Origin of the sequence: Stappia sp. BW2 (assembly GCF_008107695.1) — a bacterium.
Lineage (GTDB): Bacteria > Pseudomonadota > Alphaproteobacteria > Rhizobiales > Stappiaceae > Roseibium.
In genome coordinates this window covers 424,120-439,887 of record NZ_VIRG01000066.1, presented here as the reverse complement: position 1 = coordinate 439,887, position 15,768 = coordinate 424,120, and the positions used below count along the sequence as shown (strand labels likewise).

The following is a 15,768-nucleotide window of genomic DNA, read 5'->3' as shown; positions in this document are numbered from 1 at the left end:
AACGAATGACTTTCGCACCAAATCGAGCCTTGATTGTTCTGACCTCCGTCGGCGCCTTTCCCGCCGAGGCCGGCGCGCAGGCGGGACGCAGGACGGGTTTTTACATGGATGAGATGGCAACGCCCTATTGGGCCTTGCATGATGCCGGCGTGACCGTCGAAATCGCTTCAATTGCCGGTGGCAGACCGCCTGCCGATCCAGTTTCGATAGGCGAGGAAGGAAGCCGTAAATCCTCGGTTCAGCGGTTTCTGGACGATCCTGCCGCGATGGCTGCACTGCAGAGCTCCATCGCCATCGCAGATGTCGATCCCGATGCCTATGGCCTGATCTTCCTTCCCGGTGGCCATGGCACCATGTGGGATTTCGCTCAATCCGCCAATCTGGCCCGTGTTGTTGGCCGCATGTTTGATCGAAATGCCATTGTCGGCGCCGTTTGCCATGGCCCCGCCGGATTGATCGAGGCAAGGACTTCTAGCGGGACCCCCATCGTTCAAGGGCGGCGCGTCAATTCCTTTACCGACGCCGAAGAGGAGGCCGTGGGATTGACGAAAACGGTGCCATTTCTGGTTGAAAGCGCATTGCGGGCCAATGGAGCGATCTTCGAAGGCACCGACAATTTTGCCAGCTACGCTATCCGTGACGGGAATCTGATCACCGGCCAGAACCCGGCTTCGGTTCAGGCCGTCGCCGAATTGCTGGTGGCGGCAATCGACCCGCCGGTCGCGGCTTAAATCCGGGGCCATCCCGTCTGCCGGACCCTGATCGTCGTTACTTCACACGAGGGACAGGTCATGACTGACACAGCTATCCACTACTCCGCTGGCGCGCGCAATTATATCGGCACCTTCATAGCCGCGAGGGTCGAGACACCGCGTGCCGGCGTGGTCCTGCTCCCCGATTGGCGCGGACAAGGTCCGTTGGCGCATGACCATGCCCAGCACCTCATCGCCCTCGGTTGCACGGTCGTCATCGCCGATCTCTATGGCGACGGATTCAACCCGGACAGCCCGGATCAGGTCGGCCCGATGGTGCAGCACCTTCTCGGCCACCGGCACGAAGGAGCGGCCGCAGTGGCGTCCTGCGTCGCAGCTCTGAAAGCGGCACTGCCTGAAGGCACGCCGATCTTTTGCCTCGGGTTCAGCGCCGGCGGCACGGCGGCGCTGGATTTCGGACGCAGTGGCGGCGCTGTTGCCGGGATCATCACATGTTCGGCGCTCCTTAAGGCGGCAGCGGAGGGGATGGGGACGCGGATCGCGGCACCGGTGCTGGTGTTGCAGGGAACGCAGGATCAGGTCTCGCCGATGGCGGTGATTGCCGAACTGGTTGCCGAAATGGATGCCGCGGGCAACGACCTGCGTGTCATGCTGTTCAGTCAGACCGGCCACGCCTTCGACAATCCGGAGGCTGGAAGCGACCCAAAAGCGCGCCTTTGTTATTCACCGCTGTCCGCGGCCCGCGCCCGCTCGGCTATCAAGGCCTTCATAGACGAACAGGTAGAAGCGTCGTAAAAACCGGACCGCTCCGGCGGGGAGATTTCCTGCGACGAAGGATTGAGTCGCCTTGGAGGGCTATGGCGTAGACATGGTTCTCATCGCTATCCCGCATGGCCCGCCACTTGCCCCCGGGCCCATTTTTCTCTCTATTTCTCCCCGATACGTTCAGCCAGTTTTCCTGCCGGGAACTTGTGATCCCTGGTCGAGCCGACAGCAATGTAACGCGCTTGTCTCGGTGTCCTGGAAGCGTGTCTGTTTGAAGACCTATTCTTCCCCACGGCTGCTGGACTGCTTTCTAAGGTGGCTGCAACCCGTTCTTTGATGCAGAGCGCATCACGAACGCCCTTCAGGCGTATGGATCGCGGACCTTTGAGACAGTCACCTTAGCTCAGACGCACACGGCCAATCCAAAACCAAATCAATATCTGGGCGGAGAGCAGTTATATCCCGCTGATGCTATGCCTCAGCTGCCGTTGGCAAGAACGGACATTGGCGGGCCGCTTTGAAGGCGGGGGAGGCTAATGGGGCGATTACGATCAGCGTTGGGTCTGGAGAGAGGCGTGGTATTGATGCCGGCGGGATTTTGGGAGCCGGCGAGACAGATAAATGGAACCTGCCCAGAACTGCCGTCTGCCGGGTCCACGAAAGGGCGCACCGCTATCAGTTGACCGGTTCGTTATGGCCAGCGTTGCGAGGCCCGGGACTTAAGAGCAGGAGCGTTCACCGCGAGGGTTGAATGTTTCCCGTTGGTACACTCTGGATCAATGAAAAGATGTTCGGGTCCTTACCCAGTCACGGCTCTTCATTGCCAGTCAACACGCCATGATATCTGCTTCGCTGTCTCGCGATGCGCCCCTGGAAGCACTCGTGAAAATGGCAAATATTCTTTCTGTAACCTGAAAAAATATTTGCCATTTTGTGGGAGTTATTTGCCAATCAAATGGCTTTTGTTTTGTTCAGATAGTCGTCGACTTCTGTCCGCAAAGCTTGGGATTGGTTGGAAAGTTCCTCAGCCGTATCGGCAAAGTTTCCAACCGATTTGAGATTTCTTTCAGAAACACTGGCGACATCTGAAAGGTTGTCGGCAACGTCTTTTACGCCGTTTGCAGCTTGTTCGACATTGCGAGCAATTTCGCGGGTGGCGCTGTCCTGTTCTTCAATGGCGCTGGAGATGGAAACCGAGATTTCCTTCACCTTGTCGATGGTCTTGCCGATGCCATCAATGGCATCAACAGCTTCCTGTGTGGCGCTCTGAATTTGAGAAATCTGGTCCACGATGCTGTCCGTAGCGCTCGAGGTCTGATTGGCCAGTTCCTTGACTTCCGCTGCCACAATGGCAAAGCCCTTACCGGCATCCCCGGCTCTGGCAGCTTCAATCGTGGCGTTGAGAGCCAGAAGATTGGTTTGTTCTGCAATGGCAGTGATCAGCTGGACAACCTCGCCAACTTTTGAGGAGGCCTTGGCCAGACCCTGAATCTTCTGGTTGGTTTCTTCTGCTTCCCTCGCAGCCCCACTTGCAATGTCGGTTGACTGGCTAATCTGCCCGCTGATCTCGGCGATCGAGGCGGATAGTTCTTCAGAAGCTGCTGCCAATGTTTCGAGATTGCTTGAAGTCTCGTTGGCTGCTTGAGACATGGTCTGGCTTTGTTGGTTTGTTTGTGTCGCTCCGGCGGCCATTTCCTGGGCGGACGCCCGGAGTTGGGTCGATGCGGAGGACAAAGATCCGACAACTTCTGCCACGCTCGTATCGAGTTTCTCGGCCAACGCAAACATGGCTGCCCGCTTGGTCTCTTCTTGTTCTGCGCGGATTCTGGTTTCTTCTACCAGTTGTCCAGCCTCGGTCTGAGCCAGATTCAGATCTTTCATCGCCTGATAATTGTCTGTGAACTGGCGATTGATGCGAAAGGCTAGCCAGAGCATCGGCCCGCCCACCAGCACAACATATGTGGCATGGATGAGGAAATGATGCAGAACATACTCAGCCGACGGCCAGATATAGAGCGGCAAAAGCAAGGAAAAGACCAGGTGGTGCACAGTCGCCAATACGTTGACGATGAGGATTGTGCGCCAGCAGCAATAGATGACCAGCACTGCATTCAAAACGAAAAACAGCATGTGGGCATCCAGAACCAGTCCATCCGGCAATCCACTTGCGCAATAGACCAGGAGCGCCCAGTCAGTGGTCAGGGATGCCCCAATGGCAAATCTGGTCGACGGTCCAATTGGATCCTTGAGAAACATGAGCGTCGAGATGCCGGCAAGAGCTGCTGCGATCACAGATGTCGTCAGAGCTGGTGCAGACGTAAAAGAAGAGACGCCTCCAATGACCGCGACCATGAGCCAAAGGCCGGCAACGAATGCCTTGCTCGCTATTTGGCGAAGTCTTACCAGTTCAGGGGCGGTTTCAACGTCGGATGATGCGGAGGTAGCGTGCATTTGTGGCCTCTGGATAAGCTTGATCAGGATTAAGCTGATTTGGTGCTTTTCTTAAATGTTGCTGCCGTAGCTCGTTGAAGGTTTCGGATTGCAGCCTCCGATACCCAGGGAACTGATGACCGCCCATGCACCAAGCGCCCGGACCTTTGCCGGGTAATCCTGTTGCTCAGGCAAAACTGTCACAAATGTTCCGTCAAAGTCGGATCGTATAAGTTTGGATGCAGGTGTCAGCGCTCTGGTAACCGCCTGTCGTTCGCTGTCCCACGGAGATGAAATGACAATCACCGGGGCATCTTCGGCGAAACTAAACAAGGTCAGATAGCCAACAACCAGAAATCCCGCCACGCTGATCAGGGCAAATGGTACGTAGGTAGAGATTGAATACTCTGAGACGATTTGAGGTTTTACCATCGTCGTTTTTGCTGATGTTACCATATTTGTACGACAAATTATCTTGCGGAACTTCGGTGTTTGCTGGACTTTACGTAATCGAACAATAATACAATCGTTTTAATGAGGGCTTAATTTAACCGAAGACGATATCAACTTTGAGTTGAGATCGGTCGGGGTAAATGCAAGGAGCCGCAATTCGTTTGGACGGGGGGCCGGAATTGTCGCAAACCCGCTTCAGGCCGGGGCGGACAAAAGGTTCTCGGCAAGGGACGGAAGGTCGGTGAAGTTCGAAAAGACCACCGTGTGCGGGATCTCGGAGACCGGGCTTTTGCGGTAGCCCTCGCTGAACAGCGCGAAGGGCATGCCGGCGTTGACGGCGCTTTCGGCATCTACCTCGCTGTCGCCGACATAGACGACGGGGCCACCTCCGAGGGACGATTGCAGATAGTGCAGGCCTGCCGGATCGGGTTTGCGGGTGGTCAGACTGTCACCGCCCACCAGCGCGTCGAAGAAATGCGACAGGCCAAGGTCTTCGATAATCTTCTCGGCAGGCCGCTGTGGCTTGTTGGTACAGATTGCCAGAACATATCCGGATTTCCGCAGTTGGGTGAGCGTCGCTTCAACGCCGGGGTACGGCGCGGTCAGGTCTGTCGCATGCGCCTGGTAGTCGTCTAGGAAGGCCGAAATCAGGCGGGTGCGATCCCTGGGCTGAAGGTCTGTGGCATTGATCATGCGGTCGACCAACGTCGGAATCCCGTTGCCGATAAAAGACCGGATGGTCTCAAGCGACAACGTCGGCAGGCCTTCGCCTTGCAGCAGGCGGCTTGCCGCTGCGTGCAGATCCTGTGCGCTGTCAATCAGCGTTCCGTCGAGGTCGAAAATCAGGATCGGTGTCACGCAGTTTTCCATTTGATGGAGCATCCCATGGACGGGATCTGGTCTTCCGGTCCCTTGCCCGTTTCCGCCACCTGCCGCATGGCTTCGAACAGGTCACGCCGCAGGTCCGCAGGCCCGGTTTCCCGGCGAGACGCATCAAGACGCCCGCGGTATTGCAGTTCCAGCGCGGTGTTGAAGCCGAAGAAATCCGGCGTACAGACTGCATCATAGGCGCGGGCGACAGACTGGTCTTCGTCGTAAAGATAGGGGAAGGAGAAGTTCTCCCGCTTCGCCAGTTCGGTCATTTTCTCAAAACTGTCTTCGGGATAGCTCTCCACATCATTGGCGCTGATCGCGGCAACGCCAATTCCAATCGCCTGAAGATCGCGGGCGTCGCGCAGGATCCTGTCACGCACGGCAACCACATAGGGGCAGTGGTTGCAGATGAACATGATCAACGTGCCCTTGGGGCCGGCAATGTCGGACAGCTTGTAGGTTTTGCCATCGGTTGCAGGCAGCTCGAAATCGGGAGCTTTCCAGCCGAAATCGCAAACGGGTGGAATGGCAGCCATCGTGTCGTCTCCCCCTGGGATGATGCGTTGTTTCAAATGAGAGTAGGTCAGCCCTTTGAAGAATTGAAGGGATGGGCGAGCTGAATTTTGCCAGCGGAAAAAGCCGATGCACAAGCACCTGGCTGGTTGAGAAGGGCTTCAGAAGATCACCAAAAGCCAGACAAGCGCTGGCGAATGCTGAAACAGCACATCTTTCCGCCGGAGATGGAACGCCGATCCGACCGTGCAGACCAGCGCCCCTTCTTCAGAACCAGGCCTGCTGTGGATCTGGCAATGGAATGGCGTCGAGCAGGGTGCGCGTGTACTCCGCCTTTGGATTGGCAAAAAGCTCTGCCGTTTCGGAGTTTTCGACGATCTCGCCCTTGTAGAGCACCAGGATGCGGGTACACAGCCGCCGGATGACCGAGAGATCATGGCTGATGAAGGCCAGTGTCAGGCCAAGGTCCTTGACGAGGCTCTCGAGCAGGTTGAGCACCTGCGCCTGGGACGACACATCGAGCCCGGACACGATCTCGTCTGCCAGGATGAAGTCGGGTTTCAGGGCAATTGCCCTTGCGATCCCGACACGCTGGCGCTGTCCGCCGGACAATTCGTGTGGATATCGGGACGCGAAGTGCCGGAGCAGGCCAACCATGTCCAGAGCTTCCTCGACACGCCCCCTGATATTGTCGAGCCCCTGAAGACGCAGCGGCCCGGCGATGATCCCGCCGACACGCCGACGCGGATTGAGCGAAGACATCGGGTCCTGAAAGATCATCTGGAAGCGCCGGCGGAGGGGACGCAGGTTGTCCTCATGAAGATGGGTGATGTCGGTGCCTTCAAACAGGATCGCACCGCTGTCGGGCTCAATCAGGCGGATCAGCGCCCTGCCGAGTGTGGATTTGCCCGACCCGGACCCACCGACGATACCGAGGACTTCACCCCTGGGAATGTCGAAGGTGAGCCCTTTCAGAACATCGATCCGCGGTGCTGCCCCCAGAAGCGGTTTGCGGGACATATCCGGAAAGGAAACGCGCAGGTCCTTCAGCTCGTAAATCATCTCGCTCATGGCCGGGATCCCGCCTTCACTTGATCATCAAAAGCAGCCACTTCGGCTTCCACTGCTGCAATCACGCTTTCGGGCACCTGCGTCAGCGACCCTTCCGGGTCTGTGTACTTCGGCGTTGCCGCAAGCAACGCCCTGGAATATGCGTGAGACGGGGAGGCAAAGAAATTCTCGACCGTGGTTTCCTCGATTACCTTGCCCGCATAGAGCACGCTCAAGGACTGGGCGATCTTCGAGACGACGCCCAGATCGTGGGTGACGAACAGCAGCGCGGTGCCGTGGCGTTGCTGCATTTCGCGGATCAGCTTGAGGATCTGCTTCTGCACGGTCACGTCGAGTGCGGTTGTCGGCTCATCAGCGATGATCAGCTTCGGTTCTGCTGCAAAGGCGGAGGCGATCAGAATGCGCTGGCGCATGCCGCCGGAAAGTTCGTGCGGGTAGGCCTTCATTACCCGGTCCGGCGACTGGATGTGAACCTCCTCCAGAAGTTCCAATGCCCGCTTCTCTGCATCCGGACGCTTCCAGCCGAGAATATCCACCAGCCTGTCGGTGATTTGCGGTCCGACGCGGCGGGAAGGGTTGAGCGCGGTGAGCGGGTCCTGCGGTATCAGGGCCGCCCGGGCACCGATCCGCTGACGTCTGGCCTTCTGGGGGAGCGTCTGGAGGTCTTCACCATCCAGCAGGATCTTGCCGCCGGTCAGCCTTGCAGCCTTTGGCAGAATGCCGAGAACGGCCTTGCCGATCATGCTCTTGCCAGCGCCGCTTTCTCCAACGAGGGCCCGCACTTCACCCGGGGCGACATCAAGCGAGACCTGCCGGAGCAGCGGCATGCCGTTCTTCAACTGGACCGTCAGGTCCTGAATGGACAGAAAGCTCATCGCAGCACCGGATCGAAATGGTCCTTCAGGCCTTCGCCAAGCTGGGAAAAGCTCAGCACCGTCAGGAAAAGGGCGAACAAAGGAAACACCAGAACCCACCAGGCCTGATAGATCGAGGTGCGGCCTTCAGCGATCATGCCGCCCCAGGTCGGCTGGTCGGTGGAAATGGAGAGGTTCACGAAGGACAGGATTGCCTCGACGATCACCGCAATGCCCATTTCCAGCGTCAGCAGGGCAACGATGGTCGGCAGTACGTTCGGCAGGATCTCCGTCAGGGCCGTACCAAAACGGGTGCGGCCGGCCACCTGCGCCGAAGCGACATAGTCCATCGCCCCTTGGCCCATCGCCTCCGCCCGAACCACGCGGGCAAAGCGCGTCCAGTCGATGACCACAATGGCGATGATGACGGACATCAGCCCGGTGCCGAGCACGGCAATCAGCAGGATCGCGAACAGGACCGGCGGAAAGGCCATCCAGATATCGATGAAGCGCGAGATCACCAGATCCGCCCAACCCCGATAGTACCCGGCGATCAGGCCGAGGGTCGCGCCGATAAGGCAGGTGAGCGTTCCGGCAACCAGCGCCACGATCAGCGCCAGCCTTGCGCCATAAAGCATGCGGCTGAGCACGTCGCGGCCGAGGCTGTCGGTGCCAAGGAGATAGGCTGGATCGGCGCCCTGTTCGAAGAAGGGCGGCAGCCGTCCGGCGAACAGGTCCTGCGCCAGCGGGTCATGCGGGCTGATCAAGGGGGCGAAGACGGCTGCCAGCACCAGGAAGGTGAGCCAGCCCCCGCTGAGCCAGAGTCTGAGGCCGGGCAGGCGGCGGATATGTCCACGGGCATCACGCATGGCGCAGCCTCGGGTTCAGGGCGGCATAGGCCATGTCCACCACCAGATTGACCATTGTGAAGAGCAGGGCAAAAACCAGAACGATGCCCTGGATCAGCGGCAGATCGCGGTTGATCACCGCGTCAATCGCCATGTTGCCAAGGCCTTCGTAGGAAAACAGACGTTCGATGATAACCGTGCCGCCGATGAGGAAGGTGAACTGCACGCCGATCAGCGTGAGTGTCGGCAGGATCGCGTTCGGCAAGGCATCACGCAGAATGATGGAGCTTTCCGCGTAGCCCTTTGTCCGGGCAAGGGTGATGTAATCGTCGTGCATGCATTCCTTCAGGGATTGCTTGAGGAGCTGCAGAATGATGGCTGCCAGCGGGATCGCCAGCGCAAGGGCGGGCATCAGCATGTGGCCCATGAGGTCCAGCACCACGTCGAAGCGGAAGCGAGCGAGCGCTTCGAACAGATAGAAGTGGGAGGTGAACTCGAACCCGAGCGATGGCGAGATCCGGCCGGAAATATGAAACAGCGGCCACAGGACACCGAACAGCAGGATCAGGGCCAGCCCCCACAGGAAATCCGGCAGGGACAGCGCGATGCCTCCGGCAACGTCGATCCCGCCTTCCACCTTGGAACCGCGGTAGAGCGTAGCTGTGAGCGCGGCTGCACCGCCGATGAAAACGGCGATCAGCAGTGCCATTACCGATAGTTCCAGCGTGGCGGGCAGGCGACCGATCACCAGGTCGTAAACCGGCTGGCGCAGGGTGATGGACGTGCCGAAATCGCCCTGGACCACATTGGAGATCCAGATCACGAATTGCTCGAAGATGCCCTTGTCGAGCCCGTAAAGCGCTTTCAGTCGGTCTATGTCGGCCTCGCTCGCCCCGGGCGGGAGCATCATGGCGATAGGGTTGCCCGGAACGACACGAATGACCACGAAAACGATGATCGCGGCCCCGAACAGGGTGATGAATGTTGTGATGAGGCGCGTCAGCAGCGCGCGCACGATTTGCATGGCAATATTTGGCCCAAAAAATCGGAAAAAAGCCGCCGCAACACCCCGGGAGCAAGCTTTGGAGGGTGTTGCGGCGAAGGCGGGTTCGAAAATTCCGGTTTTTAAGGACGCGTCATCAAGGCAGGCAGCAGCGCGCCGGAAGCATGCGGCGTGACCTTGACCTTGTCGCTGTGCAGGATCGGCTGGACGTACTGCAGCAGAGGAATGACCAGGGCGTTGTCTGCAATGTAGCGGTCAACGTCCTTCCAGCCTTCGATGCGCTTGTCCTCGTCGGCCTCGCCCCATAGTGGCAGGATCTTCTGCATCAGCTCTTCGCCATCCCATACGGAATGAGGCGAGGGACCGAACATGGCAAAGCCGGTCGAGGTCGTCGGGTCGCCGATGGCATTGCCCCAGTTGTAGAAAGCGGCCGGAGCAAGCTGGTCGGCTGCGCGCAGTTCGTAATGCTTGGCGATCTCGTAGACTTCGATTTCCGCCTCGATTCCGATCTTGCGCCACAGGCCAACGATCGCCTGGATGATTTCGTAATCCTTGGGCTTGAAGCCGCGCGTGGTCTGGATCTTGAACTTGACCGGATTGTCCGGGCCATAGCCGGAAGCAGCCAGCAGTTCCTTCGCCTTTTCCGGATCGTAGGGAACGGTGATGGAGGCATCATACGCGCTGTACTCGGGTGTCTGCAGCGTGTCGATGGGAACGCCATAGCCGGACAGGAGACGCTCGATGATGGTCTTCTTGTCGATGGAATAGGCCATGGCCTTGCGCACGTTCTCGTCCAGCATCGGATCGACATCGTTGATGAAGATCATGCCGATATCGGAGATTGGCGCGGAGGTGCCGACAATGCCGTCTTTCTCCTTCAGTCGGTCGAATTCCTCGTAAGGCATTTCCAGCGTAACATGAGCGTTGCCGGACATCACTTCAAAGGTACGGCTGGAGGCATCGGTGACGAACTTGATCGTGACCGTCTTGAACTCCGGTACGTCGCCCCAATAGTTTTCGTTGGCTTTCAGGCGAACGAAGGCATTGCGCTCGAACTTGTCGACCATGTAGGGCCCAGTGCCAATCGGCTTGGCTTCAAAGCCTTCTGCGCCGACTTCCTCAAAGTATTTCTTCGGCAGGACATAGCCGGTCAGGAAGCTCATCCATTTGAAGATGGTCGGCTCGTATTCCTTGACGTCGGCAGTGATCCTGTTGCCGTCGATCTGGAAGTTGCCGATCTTGCCCCAGATGAACTGGATCGGGTTGCCGGTGTCCGGATTGCCGGCGCGTTCCAGCGACCAGACAACGTCTTCCGGGGTCAGCGGATCGCCATTGTGCCAGGTGACGCCCTCGCGCACATCCATCCAGATTTTCGACTTGTCGTCGTTCCAGCCCCAGGCGGTGATGATGCCCGGTGCAAAGCTGAGATCGGTGTTCTGATGGATGAACATGTCGAACACGGACTGGTAGATGCCCTGGATGGTCGGGTTGACCGCAGACGGGCCAACAGTCGGGTCCCAGCTCGGAAGGTTGACGTTGTAGGCGATTACCAGTTCATCGATGTCGCTGGCAAAGGCAGGTGTTCCGACGGCTGTCAGCAATCCACTGGCAGCCGCACTTTTAAGCAGTGTGCGTCTTGAAACTTTCATTGTTACTGTTCCCCATTCTTACCTCTGGAGCCGGTGCGTTTCTTTTTGTCGCTATCCGGCAAGTTTTTGTGCGAGCAGATATCCGGGCCCCGCGCCGGTTCCCGCACCCGGCCAGACGGCAGCGCCGGTGTGGTAAAGGTTTCCTACCGGTGTCGTACCGTCGGCAAAGCCGCGTACGGGCCTGAACATGAAATGCTGGCTCAGATGATGGCTTCCACAGACCTGATCTCCGCCGACCAGATTGGGATTGTCCGCCTCCAGCTGGGCGGGCGATACGATATGCCGGCCGAGGATCTTTGCTCTCGTGCCGGGAGCATAGCCTTCCAGGATGTCGAGGGCGCGCTCGGCAAAGGGCTCCGCCGCTTCGCTCCAGTCCGTGGCCGTAATCTTGCCGGCGGCGTCCCCCTTGATGGTGCCAGGCGCCATGCGCACCTGAAGCCAGAGCACATGCTTTCCCTCAGGGGCCCGGCTCGGGTCGACGACGGTTGGCTGGCCGCAGACGATCACCGGTTCATCCGGCAGCAGACCGGCCTGTGCCTGTGCATAGGTTCGGGCCATCTGGTCGAGATCCGGCGCCATATGCACATAAGCGAATTTTTTCAGCTCTTCGCCGGCTGCCCAGTCGGGCAGGGCGTCCATCGCCAGATGGATCATCATCGTGCCGGGCGCATGGGTGAATGTCTTCAGTCCACTGTCATAGCGCTTGTCGCCCGTCTCGCCGGTGAGTTTCAGCAAGGCAGACGGGGCGACGTTGGCAATAACGGCCTTGCTTGCCATAACCTGCCGCCCGTCGCTCAGTTCGACGCCGCGTGCTTGCCCGTTTTCGACAATCACGCGCGTTACCTCTGCGTTGCAGGTCACCGATCCGCCGCCTGCCTCGATCCGCGAGATCATGGCCTTGACAATCGTGTCCGCGCCGCCCTGACCCAGCACCATGCCGAAGGCCTGATTGGTCATGCCTTCCAGATAGGGAAACAGGGCGCCGCCTGACATGTCGGGCGCGAAATCAAGATGCATGCCCCAGGCGGCAAGAAGCGCGCGCACCTTGGGCGAGGTGAAGGTTGTGGTCAGCCAGTCGCGCGGGGCCGAGAGCAGGAAGCGGCCAAGGTCCATGACGCCGCCCGAACCGTTTTTACGCCACTGCTTGAACAATATATATGCAAATGCACGTTTTTTTGCCGGACTGCCAAGAATAGAGAACAATGTCTCTGCATGCTCGGGAAATTCTGACGCCAGTGTCCGCCAGACACGTGCATCTTCCGGGCTGACCTGTTCGATTCTTGAAGCGGTCGTCTCCAGGTCGTTGCTGACGCCAAGCCAGGTCCCGTCCGGGAAAACAGAAGAGAAACAATCGGATACCGGAGCGAATGCAAGACCGTGACCGCCCAGTTCCTCACCGTATTTCTTGAAGAAACCGGAGCCTGCGAACATGGACAGGTTCATGGCGGCCCAGTCGTGGCGGAAGCCCGGAAGAGTGTACTCACCGGTTTTGACGGCGCCGCCGGGTTCTGCAGCGCGCTCGAAAACGCCAATTTTCCAGCCCTGAGCGGCAAGATGCACAGCACAAGCGAGGCTGTTGTGCCCGCTGCCGATAATAATGCCGTCAAACGTCTCCGTCACGATTAATCCCCTCCATCGTTCGAAGAAGATAATTGCAAATACAAATAAATCTGTCTAGCATTGAATTGTGATAACAAGCCGACAGGCTACAGAGGTACAGAGGGAACGAATATGTCTGCACAGAGCGCGCTCAGCGGGCTTGGAGCAAAACTCCTGTCCGGAGAAGTCGAAGTGGTGGATTGCACGGGCGTTCTGGGTCCGAATACGCCGATCCTGCAGCTTCCGCCCGATTTTGCAAAGAATACGCCGAAGGTCGAGATTCACAAGATCAGTGAGTATGACTCTGACGGCCCGTTCTTCGCCTGGAACTGGATGGTGCTGGGAGAGCACTCTGGAACTCACTTCGATGCGCCGCATCACTGGATTACCGGCAAGGACTACAGCGACGGCTTTACCGATACCCTGGACGTGCAGCGCCTGATTGCGCCGGTCAACGTGATCGACTGCTCCAAGGAGAGCGCGGCTGACCCTGATTTCCTGCTGACAGCGGATTTGATCAAAGCCTGGGAAGCCGAGCACGGCGAGATCGGAGCCGGCGAGTGGGTGGTGATGCGCACCGACTGGGACAAACGCGCCGACGACGAGGCAGCGTTCCTCAATGCCGACGAAACCGGCCCGCACAGCCCCGGACCGACCCCGGATGCCATTGAATATCTTCTGTCCAAGAAGATTGTCGGTTGGGGCAGCCAGTGCATCGGAACCGATGCTGGTCAGGCTGGTGGCATGGAGCCGCCGTTCCCGGCGCATAATCTGCTGCATCGGGACAATTGCTTCGGTCTGGCCTCGCTTGCAAATCTCGACAAGCTGCCGGCCAAGGGGGCGATCCTGATCGCCACGCCGCTGAAGATCGAGCGCGGCACAGGCAGCCCGATCCGTGCGCTGGCTCTGGTCGCGAAAGCCTGAGGCGATCCGGGATGGCCGCTCCGCATGTCATCGTAGGGTCCGGCATCAACGCTCTTGTCGCGGCAGCCATGCTGTCGCGACGGGGAGAGCCGGTTCTGCTTCTGGAACGCTCTGACGTCCTCGGTGGCTGTATGCGGACCGAGGAAATCACGCTGCCGGGGTTTCGGCATGATGTGATGGCGGCAACCTTTGTGCTTTTCCTGACCTCTCCTGCCTATGCGGAATTGGCGGAAGATCTTGGCCGTCACGGCCTCGACTTCTGCCACTCTCCGCATCCGACCGCCGTTTTGCGGCCGGGAGGCGAGGCGCTTAAGCTGACGACGGACCGCGCGACCAACATTGCCGCCTTCGAAGCCCTTGCGGCTGGAGACGGCAAACAGCATGAAGCTGATGTCGGCGGTATCGAAGCCGACGCGGAGTTTCTGTTTGCCTTGCTGGGCGGTCCACTCTGGTCCGGCAAGATGGCGCGCCTGATGCTCAGTCAGGCCTGGAAGCGCGGTCTCGGCGGTTTGAAAGCCTGGCTCGGTTCCTGTCTCCAGCCGGCTCGCGGCTGGCTGGAAGGAAGCTATCAGAGCGAGACCCTTCAGGCGCTTTGGGCGCCCTGGGTTCTGCATACCGGTCTGACACCGGAAAGCACCTATTCGGGCCAGATGGGCCGGGTAATCGCATTTGCGCTGGAAGCTGCCGGCGCACCGGTGGCCAAGGGTGGCTCGGGTTCCGTACCCGAGGCATTCAGAAGCCTGATCGAGGCCAAGGGTGGCAAAATCCGCACGGGTGTCGATGTCGAACGTGTCCTGGTCAAGGATGGCAAGGCGGTCGGCGTAGAAACAGTGGACGGTGAAACCATCAAGGGCCAGTCGGTGATTGCTTCCGTCACGCCGACACAGCTTTACCAGCGGCTCTTGAAACAGGAAGCTCTTCCAGAACAAACCCGGACCTATCGCTACGGCCGTGGAAATTTTCAGCTTCACTATGCCCTGGACGGGAATCCGGACTGGATCGCCGATGGCTTGGAAGATGTCGCGCTGGTTCATCTGGCGGACGGCATCGACAGTGTTTCGAAGTCTGCCAACGAGGCCGAGCGTGGCCTGTTGCCGGAAGTTCCGACGATCTGCGTTGGCCAGCCCCATAGGCTGGACCCGTCGCGTGCACCGGCCGGCAAGGGCATCCTGTGGCTTCAGATACCCGATGCCCCGCGCACGATAAAAGGGGATGCGGTCGGCAAGATCGAGACCGGGGCCGAATGGACCGAGGCTGTTCGTGAGGCTTTCGCTGACCGTCTGGAAGACATCCTGAGGCATCACATCCGCAATTTCGATCAGATCAAACTTGCCCGGCGGGCCTATTCTCCGGCGGATCTGAACGACCTCAACATCAATCTGGTCGGCGGCGATCCCTATGGCGGGGCCTGCAGCATCGATCAGTTTTTTGTCTGGCGCCCCTTTGCGCATTCAGCTAATAGCGCCACCCCAATCCGGAATCTCCACATGATCGGAGCTTCGACCCATCCTGGGCCGGGGCTCGGCGGCGGTTCCGGTTACAATCTGGCGAAGGGGATGGGTGCATGAGCGACGAGGATCTGACGGACGTAACTTTGGACGAGGCCCGCTTGCCGCGGCTCGGTGAAATCGGACTGGAAAATTTTCCACCGTATCTGATGAACCGCATCATGGGCCGCTACAACGCCGCGCTGCGCGAGGAAATGGCCAACCTCGGCCTGACGACACCGAAGATGAGAACCCTGGCCGTGTTGTCCGTGATCGACGGCCTGTTGATCCGGGAACTTGCCATCTACGCGGTTGTTGAAGTCTCGACGTTGAGCCGGGCGCTGGACGCGCTTGAGCGGGGCGGTCTGGTACGCCGGGTGTCCGACAAGGAAGACAGTCGCGCTGTCCGTATTCATCTCACGTCCAAGGGACGGGACACTCATGAGCAGCTTTGGCCGCATCTGGCCGGCGCCTACCGGCAGATGTTCAACGGCATCAGCGAAACGGAGCAGAGAGCCTTCGTCGCCACGCTGCAGGCAATTTTGAAGAACGTGCGCAAGCACCCGATATAAGTTGATCGCGTAAG

Annotated in this window: 15 protein-coding genes; 5 read left to right on the top strand and 10 right to left on the bottom strand. The window is 59.0% G+C overall.

Annotated elements, in window-relative coordinates:
• Positions 1 to 5: 5 nt before the first annotated feature.
• Positions 6 to 731: a type 1 glutamine amidotransferase domain-containing protein gene (locus tag FMN63_RS13515; protein WP_148584489.1), complete on the top strand. Its 726-nt coding sequence runs from the start codon at positions 6 to 8 to the stop codon at positions 729 to 731.
• A gap of 60 nt (positions 732 to 791) precedes the next feature.
• Positions 792 to 1,508, top strand: coding sequence for a dienelactone hydrolase family protein (locus FMN63_RS13510; protein ID WP_148584488.1), 717 nt, complete (start codon positions 792 to 794; stop codon positions 1,506 to 1,508).
• Positions 1,509 to 2,429: 921 nt separating this feature from the next.
• On the opposite strand, the gene FMN63_RS13505 is transcribed toward FMN63_RS13510, so the two are convergent.
• The 10 genes from FMN63_RS13505 to FMN63_RS13460 all read right to left on the bottom strand — a co-directional run bounded on the left by FMN63_RS13505 (position 2,430) and on the right by FMN63_RS13460 (position 12,792).
• Positions 2,430 to 3,929 carry a methyl-accepting chemotaxis protein gene (locus FMN63_RS13505; protein ID WP_148584487.1) on the bottom strand — a complete coding sequence of 500 codons (1,500 nt, stop codon included), beginning with the start codon at positions 3,927 to 3,929 and terminating at the stop codon, positions 2,430 to 2,432.
• A gap of 51 nt (positions 3,930 to 3,980) precedes the next feature.
• Entirely contained in the window at positions 3,981 to 4,340 is a 360-nt protein-coding gene (locus FMN63_RS13500; RefSeq protein ID WP_148584486.1) for a hypothetical protein, read from the bottom strand.
• Between the two features lie 216 nt (positions 4,341 to 4,556).
• The gene (gene gph / locus FMN63_RS13495) at positions 4,557 to 5,219 is read right to left on the bottom strand and encodes a phosphoglycolate phosphatase (protein WP_209001107.1); all 663 of its coding nucleotides are present in this window, start codon (positions 5,217 to 5,219) and stop codon (positions 4,557 to 4,559) included.
• The gene (locus tag FMN63_RS13490; RefSeq protein ID WP_148584484.1) at positions 5,216 to 5,770 is read right to left on the bottom strand and encodes a thioredoxin family protein; all 555 of its coding nucleotides are present in this window, start codon (positions 5,768 to 5,770) and stop codon (positions 5,216 to 5,218) included. The genes gph and FMN63_RS13490 overlap by 4 nt, the downstream gene beginning before the upstream one ends.
• A gap of 244 nt (positions 5,771 to 6,014) precedes the next feature.
• Positions 6,015 to 6,818, bottom strand: coding sequence for an ATP-binding cassette domain-containing protein (locus FMN63_RS13485; RefSeq protein ID WP_148584483.1), 804 nt, complete (start codon positions 6,816 to 6,818; stop codon positions 6,015 to 6,017).
• Positions 6,815 to 7,693, bottom strand: coding sequence for an ABC transporter ATP-binding protein (locus tag FMN63_RS13480; protein ID WP_148584482.1), 879 nt, complete (start codon positions 7,691 to 7,693; stop codon positions 6,815 to 6,817). The genes FMN63_RS13485 and FMN63_RS13480 overlap by 4 nt, the downstream gene beginning before the upstream one ends.
• Positions 7,690 to 8,541, bottom strand: coding sequence for an ABC transporter permease (locus FMN63_RS13475; RefSeq protein WP_148584481.1), 852 nt, complete (start codon positions 8,539 to 8,541; stop codon positions 7,690 to 7,692). Before FMN63_RS13475 ends, FMN63_RS13480 begins: the two co-directional genes overlap by 4 nt.
• Positions 8,534 to 9,544, bottom strand: a complete 1,011-nt coding sequence (locus FMN63_RS13470; protein ID WP_148584480.1) for an ABC transporter permease — start codon at positions 9,542 to 9,544, stop codon at positions 8,534 to 8,536. Before FMN63_RS13470 ends, FMN63_RS13475 begins: the two co-directional genes overlap by 8 nt.
• Positions 9,545 to 9,645: 101 nt before the next feature.
• A complete protein-coding gene (locus FMN63_RS13465) occupies positions 9,646 to 11,172 on the bottom strand; it encodes an ABC transporter substrate-binding protein (RefSeq protein ID WP_148584479.1) in 1,527 nt (508 codons plus the stop codon).
• A 51-nt stretch (positions 11,173 to 11,223) separates the two neighbouring features.
• Positions 11,224 to 12,792, bottom strand: a complete 1,569-nt coding sequence (locus tag FMN63_RS13460; protein ID WP_148584478.1) for a phytoene desaturase family protein — start codon at positions 12,790 to 12,792, stop codon at positions 11,224 to 11,226.
• 111 nt (positions 12,793 to 12,903) lie between these two features.
• Here FMN63_RS13460 and FMN63_RS13455 point away from each other — a divergent pair, with 111 nt between their 5' ends.
• The 3 genes from FMN63_RS13455 to FMN63_RS13445 are packed head-to-tail and all read left to right on the top strand — an operon-like array spanning position 12,904 to position 15,754.
• Positions 12,904 to 13,695 carry a cyclase family protein gene (locus FMN63_RS13455; protein ID WP_148584477.1) on the top strand — a complete coding sequence of 264 codons (792 nt, stop codon included), beginning with the start codon at positions 12,904 to 12,906 and terminating at the stop codon, positions 13,693 to 13,695.
• A gap of 11 nt (positions 13,696 to 13,706) precedes the next feature.
• Entirely contained in the window at positions 13,707 to 15,263 is a 1,557-nt protein-coding gene (locus tag FMN63_RS13450) for a phytoene desaturase family protein (protein WP_148584476.1), read from the top strand.
• Positions 15,260 to 15,754, top strand: a complete 495-nt coding sequence (locus FMN63_RS13445) for a MarR family winged helix-turn-helix transcriptional regulator (RefSeq protein ID WP_148584475.1) — start codon at positions 15,260 to 15,262, stop codon at positions 15,752 to 15,754. Before FMN63_RS13450 ends, FMN63_RS13445 begins: the two co-directional genes overlap by 4 nt.
• The last annotated feature ends 14 nt before the right edge of the window (positions 15,755 to 15,768 follow it).

Bases quoted from the DNA above. Each gene is read 5' to 3' on its own strand.
- FMN63_RS13450 (WP_148584476.1), top strand. From the start codon at position 13,707: ATGGCCGCTCCGCATGTCATCGTAGGGTCCGGCATCAACGCTCTTGTC.
- FMN63_RS13505 (WP_148584487.1), bottom strand. From the start codon at position 3,929: ATGCACGCTACCTCCGCATCATCCGACGTTGAAACCGCCCCTGAACTG.
- FMN63_RS13510 (WP_148584488.1), top strand. From the start codon at position 792: ATGACTGACACAGCTATCCACTACTCCGCTGGCGCGCGCAATTATATC.
- FMN63_RS13445 (WP_148584475.1), top strand. From the start codon at position 15,260: ATGAGCGACGAGGATCTGACGGACGTAACTTTGGACGAGGCCCGCTTG.
- FMN63_RS13455 (WP_148584477.1), top strand. From the start codon at position 12,904: ATGTCTGCACAGAGCGCGCTCAGCGGGCTTGGAGCAAAACTCCTGTCC.
- FMN63_RS13470 (WP_148584480.1), bottom strand. From the start codon at position 9,544: ATGCAAATCGTGCGCGCGCTGCTGACGCGCCTCATCACAACATTCATC.
- FMN63_RS13490 (WP_148584484.1), bottom strand. From the start codon at position 5,770: ATGGCTGCCATTCCACCCGTTTGCGATTTCGGCTGGAAAGCTCCCGAT.
- FMN63_RS13485 (WP_148584483.1), bottom strand. From the start codon at position 6,818: ATGAGCGAGATGATTTACGAGCTGAAGGACCTGCGCGTTTCCTTTCCG.
- FMN63_RS13500 (WP_148584486.1), bottom strand. From the start codon at position 4,340: ATGGTAAAACCTCAAATCGTCTCAGAGTATTCAATCTCTACCTACGTA.
- FMN63_RS13515 (WP_148584489.1), top strand. From the start codon at position 6: ATGACTTTCGCACCAAATCGAGCCTTGATTGTTCTGACCTCCGTCGGC.
- FMN63_RS13465 (WP_148584479.1), bottom strand. From the start codon at position 11,172: ATGAAAGTTTCAAGACGCACACTGCTTAAAAGTGCGGCTGCCAGTGGA.
- FMN63_RS13475 (WP_148584481.1), bottom strand. From the start codon at position 8,541: ATGCGTGATGCCCGTGGACATATCCGCCGCCTGCCCGGCCTCAGACTC.
- FMN63_RS13480 (WP_148584482.1), bottom strand. From the start codon at position 7,693: ATGAGCTTTCTGTCCATTCAGGACCTGACGGTCCAGTTGAAGAACGGC.